The sequence below is a fragment of the Blautia sp. CAG:237 genome (genome assembly GCF_000436615.1).
Lineage (GTDB): Bacteria > Bacillota > Clostridia > Lachnospirales > Lachnospiraceae > Blautia_A > Blautia_A intestinihominis.
In genome coordinates, this window is the sequence record NZ_FR886667.1 from 1 (window position 1) to 5314 (window position 5314).

Below are 5314 nucleotides of genomic sequence, written 5' to 3' on the forward strand. Positions count from 1 at the left end.
TACCACAGGAGGTTATAGAAATGAAACGAGGAAAGAAATACGTGGAAGCTGCTAAAGCAGTAGACCGCGCAACATTATATGATACCGCTGAAGCTATCAGCCTTGTAAAGAAATCAGCAGTTGCTAAATTTGACGAAACTATCGAAGCTCACATCCGTACAGGCTGCGATGGACGTCATGCAGACCAGCAGATCCGTGGTGCAGTAGTTCTGCCTCATGGAACTGGTAAAAAAGTTCGTGTTCTCGTATTTGCAAAAGACGCAAAAGCAGAAGAAGCAAAAGCAGCTGGAGCAGATTACGTAGGAGCAGAAGATCTCATCCCGAGAATTCAGAACGAAGGATGGCTTGATTTCGACGTTGTTGTTGCTACACCAGACATGATGGGTGTTGTAGGACGTCTTGGTCGTGTACTCGGACCAAAAGGTCTCATGCCGAACCCGAAAGCTGGAACAGTAACTATGGACGTTACAAAAGCAATCAATGATATTAAAGCAGGTAAGATTGAATACCGTCTTGACAAAACCAATATCATCCATGTTCCGATCGGTAAAGCTTCCTTTACTGAGGAACAGTTAAGCGACAACTTCCAGACGCTCATGGAGGCAATTGTAAAGGCTAGACCAAGCACCCTGAAAGGACAGTACTTAAGAAGCGTTGTCCTCACCCCAACCATGGGACCAGGAGTCAAAGTCAACCCAGTTAAATTTGCCTAAAATAAATAAGAGAGACATCCCGCGCGCAAGCAGGGATGTCTTTTTTTTAATATGATTTTCCCAATCCCCAGGGCGGCGCCCCAGGCACGCCCGTCCCCATACCAAAACCGCGTGGCTAAGAAGGGGGTTCTTAGGGGGAGCTTCGGCCTTCGCAGACTTCGAGATGCTCCCCCTAAGGGTTTTAATGTTTCCAAACACAAAAAAATTCAAAATTACACCATTTTATGCTAAAATGATAAAATAAAACCCAAAACCTACAATTCGGAAACGAGGGAGTCAGTTTGACAAAGAAAAGAAGAAAAAATTCCTTACAAAGTAAAATCATCATCCTAATAGCAGAAATCCTGGTAGTAGTTTCACTCCTTCTGGTATTCTCCCAGAACTTCGGCTTCGGCACCCAGATCACCATCTGGATAAACCAACTAACAAAACCATCAGTCCAGGAGCTGGACATCACCGGCATCAACAGCTCCTACGCAGTTCTCATGCAGGCAGGCACCGGCAAAGTCATCGGCGACATAAACGGCGATACCCAAATGTATCCCGCCTCCATGACCAAAATCATGACCACAATCGTAGCAATAGAGAATCTGAGCGATCTGGATCAGCAGATCACCCTAACCAACGATATGGTAGCCGACCTCTACGCCCAGGACGCAACCCAGGCAGGTTTCCAGCCCGGTGAAACCGCCCCCGCAATAGACTATCTCTACGGCGTCATGCTCCCCTCCGGAGCAGAGTGCTGCCGCGCCCTCGCCGTCACGATCGCCGGCTCTGAAGATGCCTTCGTAGACCTGATGAACCAGAAAGCCGAAAAACTCGGCTTAGACAATACCCATTTCTGCAACACAACAGGTCTCCACGCAGATAACCATTACAGCACCGCAAAGGACATCGCAACCCTTCTGCACTACGCTCTCAAGAATGACACCTTTCGTGAGATCATAGAAAGCCCCTATCATTCCACACAGGCAACCAACGTGCACCCGGATGGTTTCACTTTTTACAGCACCATGTTCAAGAACTTATCCGACACAACAGTCATCGATGGGCAGATCCTGGGCGGCAAAACAGGATTCACCAGTGAAGCAGGCTGCTGTCTTGCAAGCTTTGCAGAAATTGACGACATAGAATACATACTGGTAACTGCCGGTGCATATCAGGCAGGAACCCCGCATATTGATGATGCAGTAAAACTATACAATCGCCTGGGAGAAGCCTCCTCGGTATTGTATGGAAAATAAATTTTTAAGAGAGGTCATGTTTAACATGAAAAAAATGAAAAAGATACTGGCATTCTGTCTCTGCGCGATGCTCATGACGACAGTACCGACATTTACAGAAACAGCCAGTGCAGCAACCACATCAACAAAAAAGACAACATCCACAACAACAAAGAAAAAGACCACGATCAAAGGCTGGTACAAACTCAAAACCGGTGGAATGAGATATTTCAAAAACGGCAAATACATTACAGGCTGTCATAAGATCGGCAAATATGTTTATCTTTTTAATAAAAACGGATTTAAAGCACAGAAAAACACAACCTACAAGGGTGTACAGTACTTTATTGACGACTACGCACATGTAACAGGCTGGAGGAAAGGTTCCACTTTTTATTATAACAACGGAAAGGCAATGTCAGCAAACAAAGCCCTGGATTTCAGAGCATATCAGAATGCAAGAAATGTAATAAATCAGGTTACCAACAGCAGAATGTCCAAAAGCCAGAAACTGGAAGCATGTTTCCGTTGGGTTATGAGCAAATATTATTTTACATGGAGACGTTTCGATCAGGGTGGTCCGGTATGGTACGCAGTACAGGCAAACGATCATTTTGAACGCGGCTGTGGTGACTGTATCGCAGATGCATCCGCTTTCGCATACCTTGCAAAAGCCCTCGGCTACAAAAATGTTTATATCTGTGCAGATGGTGTAAGAAGCGACGACAACTCTCATGCATGGACAGAGATCAATGGACGTGTATACGATCCACTTTTTGCAGAAGCCAAGAGCTACAGCAGAAACTATAATGTAAGTTATGGTGTTTACACCTTATCTCCGGTTACAAAGAAAAAACTTTCCTGAGAAAATCTAAAAAACTGGTTCAGAAATGGATCGTTTTTTTTAGTAAAAATTAATATTTTAAACGTAGTTTTATTGAGAAAAAGATGCTATAATAAGGCGATTATAAATAAAAGGGATGACACACATATGGAACCAGTCAGATTGCTGGAGGCTTTGGCCGTAGCAGAGAAACTGAAAGATGCGACAAGACACTGTTACACATCAGGCGGCAGGAGAGAAAGTGTCGCAGAGCATTCATGGAGAATCACATTGATGGCATATTTTGTCAGCGATGAATTCCCGGAAGCTGATATAGAGAAACTAATGAAAATGTGTCTGATTCATGATCTTGGAGAAGCTTTTACAGGTGATATTCCTACATTCGAAAAGACAGAATCAGATGAGGAGAAAGAAGCACAACGACTGAAAGAATGGGTCAGACAGCTTCCGAAGCCATTTGCAGAGGAAATGCAGGCACTCTACCAGGAGATGGAGGAACGTCAGACACTGGAAGCCAGAATTTATAAGGCGCTGGACAATCTGGAGGCATTGATCCAGCATAATGAATCCGATATTTCTACATGGATTCCGCTTGAGTATGACCTGCAGATGACCTATGGTAATGACAAAGTTCAGTTTTCAGAATATCTGACAAAACTTCGTAATGAAGTACGAAATGACAGCAGGAAAAAGATCGCAGAGTGCAGAGCTAAATCAGAAAGAGGAGAGAGCTAAATCGGCTCTGCATAAAGCTGGTCAGGTGGTGCTGGAAGGTCATATCAAGCACTGCGTCCGGGAGGGAATTGAACATGGAGATCCGGACAAAACAATTGAGAACTTTACAAAGGCAGTAGAACATTTTGCAAATATGAAATAGAAAGGTGTATTATGAAAAAAATAAAAGAGCTGCTGACAGTAGCTATATGTGCACTTCTGGTAATATCTCCGGTTATGACAGAAACAGTAAGTGCAGCAGGAATGAAAGAAAGTGTAGCAGATTTCACATCCGGAATGCGGAGTGGATGGGTCACTACAGCTAATGGACGAAAGTACCAGAGAAATGGAAAGTTTGTCAAAGGGTGTCAGAAAGTAGGTATGAATTATTATTTTTTCAATGCCAATGGTGTGTTGCAGCGAAAAAATGTGACTAGTGCAGGAAAAACATATTACATTGAGAACAATGGACATGTCCAGGGAATCAAAGAAGGATCCCGTTATCTGTCACCATCTGGTAAAAAGCTCAACAGAGAGCAGTTAAATGATCTGAAGGCTTATCAGAATGCGCGAAGGATTGTAAACGGAGTTACAACCAGTGGCATGAGCAAAACACAGAAGCTTAAGGTCTGTTACAGATGGATGAAGTGCAATGGACTGGGAGCCTGGAGAACACTCAGTGAAGGTGGAGATGCCTGGTGTGCGATAAATGCCAACGATCTTTTTGAGCGCAGGTCAGGCAACTGTATTTCATACGCATGTGCAATGGCATATATAGCGAAAGTAATTGGCTACAGAAACGTATATGTCTGTTCCAGAGCCTCAAGAAAAGACAATTTACATACATGGACAGAAATCAATGGCCGGGTATATGATTCTTACTTCGGAAAAAGAAGAGGAATGAACAGATACTGTGGAATCAAATATAGTCAATATGATTATAAAGCTGCTTTCCGCAAAAAAATCGCATAAACATAAAATAAAAGCTATGGTGCGCCCAGGCTTTTATTTTTTTTGTCGATTTTATGGAAAATAGAAATGATCATTCTGTGCGGAATCCCGATCATTCTGGAAGCAGTCATCGGACTTGTCACAGAGTTTGATATCAAGGCAGACGTACTTGTTTCGCTGGCCCTGATCGCATCCGTACTCATCAGAGAAGATTTTGCAGCCGGTGAAGTTGCCTTCATCATGCAGCTTGGAGGACTTCTGGAAGAACTGACTGTTGCTAAGGCAAGGGCAGGTATTGAGAAACTGGTACATCTGACACCACAGACAGCCAGAGTGCTCACAGAAGCAGGAGAGAAAACTATCCCGGCAGAGCAGTTGTCTGAACATCCGCTTGGAAAAGCAGTCGTAAACTGTTACAGACAGGAAATGAAGAGAGAACTGTTATCCACCGGACAGTTTGAGATGATCCCTGGACGCGGCGTTTCGTGTGAAGTGGATACACACACAATTTTGGCGGGAAATGTGGATATGCTTCGTGAAAATCGGATCAATTTCCCGGCAGATGTGGAAAAACAGGCAGAAGAATTTCTGAATCAGGGATGTACGATGATTTATGTGGAGGAAATATTAAATGGTTACAGTCATTGGATTAATTGTTGGTATTATAAAAAAAGTCCCCAGGGTTATAAGCCCTGGGGATGATTGTTTTATATGATGGTTTATTCTCCGAAATATCTCTTAAGCAGACCAGCGAATGCTTTGCCGTGTCTCGCCTCATCACGAGCCATTTCATGAACTGTGTCATGGATTGCGTCGAGGTTAGCAGCTTTAGCACGTTTAGCCAGGTCGAATTTACCAGCAGTAGCACC

General features: G+C 43.8%; 6 protein-coding genes and 2 pseudogenes. 7 read left to right on the forward strand and 1 reads right to left on the reverse strand.

Annotated features, from left to right (window positions below; genetic code table 11):
• The first annotated feature begins 20 nt into the window (after positions 1-20).
• The 7 genes and pseudogenes from rplA (at position 21) to QZL69_RS01220 (ending at position 5147) form a co-directional block, all read left to right on the forward strand.
• Complete coding sequence (gene rplA, locus QZL69_RS01190; protein ID WP_022213403.1) at positions 21-713, forward strand: 50S ribosomal protein L1; 693 nt, start codon at positions 21-23, stop codon at positions 711-713.
• A gap of 281 nt (positions 714-994) precedes the next feature.
• Positions 995-1957 (forward strand): D-alanyl-D-alanine carboxypeptidase family protein, encoded by a 963-nt coding sequence (locus QZL69_RS01195; protein ID WP_022213404.1) that lies wholly within the window; start codon positions 995-997, stop codon positions 1955-1957.
• 25 nt (positions 1958-1982) lie between these two features.
• Positions 1983-2801 (forward strand): transglutaminase domain-containing protein, encoded by an 819-nt coding sequence (locus QZL69_RS01200; RefSeq protein ID WP_022213405.1) that lies wholly within the window; start codon positions 1983-1985, stop codon positions 2799-2801.
• A 126-nt stretch (positions 2802-2927) separates the two neighbouring features.
• On the forward strand, positions 2928-3515 hold the full coding sequence (locus tag QZL69_RS01205) for an HD domain-containing protein (protein WP_022213406.1): 588 nt from the start codon (positions 2928-2930) through the stop codon (positions 3513-3515).
• A pseudogene (locus QZL69_RS13895) lies at positions 3511-3657 on the forward strand (metal-sensing transcriptional repressor); the annotation flags it as partial. The gene QZL69_RS01205 and the pseudogene QZL69_RS13895, both read left to right, overlap by 5 nt.
• Before the next feature lie 11 nt (positions 3658-3668).
• On the forward strand, positions 3669-4466 hold the full coding sequence (locus QZL69_RS01215; protein WP_022213407.1) for a transglutaminase-like superfamily: 798 nt from the start codon (positions 3669-3671) through the stop codon (positions 4464-4466).
• A gap of 66 nt (positions 4467-4532) precedes the next feature.
• Positions 4533-5147, forward strand: coding sequence for an HAD family hydrolase (locus QZL69_RS01220; protein ID WP_022213408.1), 615 nt, complete (start codon positions 4533-4535; stop codon positions 5145-5147).
• Between the two features lie 17 nt (positions 5148-5164).
• On the opposite strand, the pseudogene QZL69_RS13900 reads toward QZL69_RS01220, so the two are convergent.
• Positions 5165-5314: pseudogene (locus QZL69_RS13900) on the reverse strand (NADH peroxidase); the annotation flags it as partial.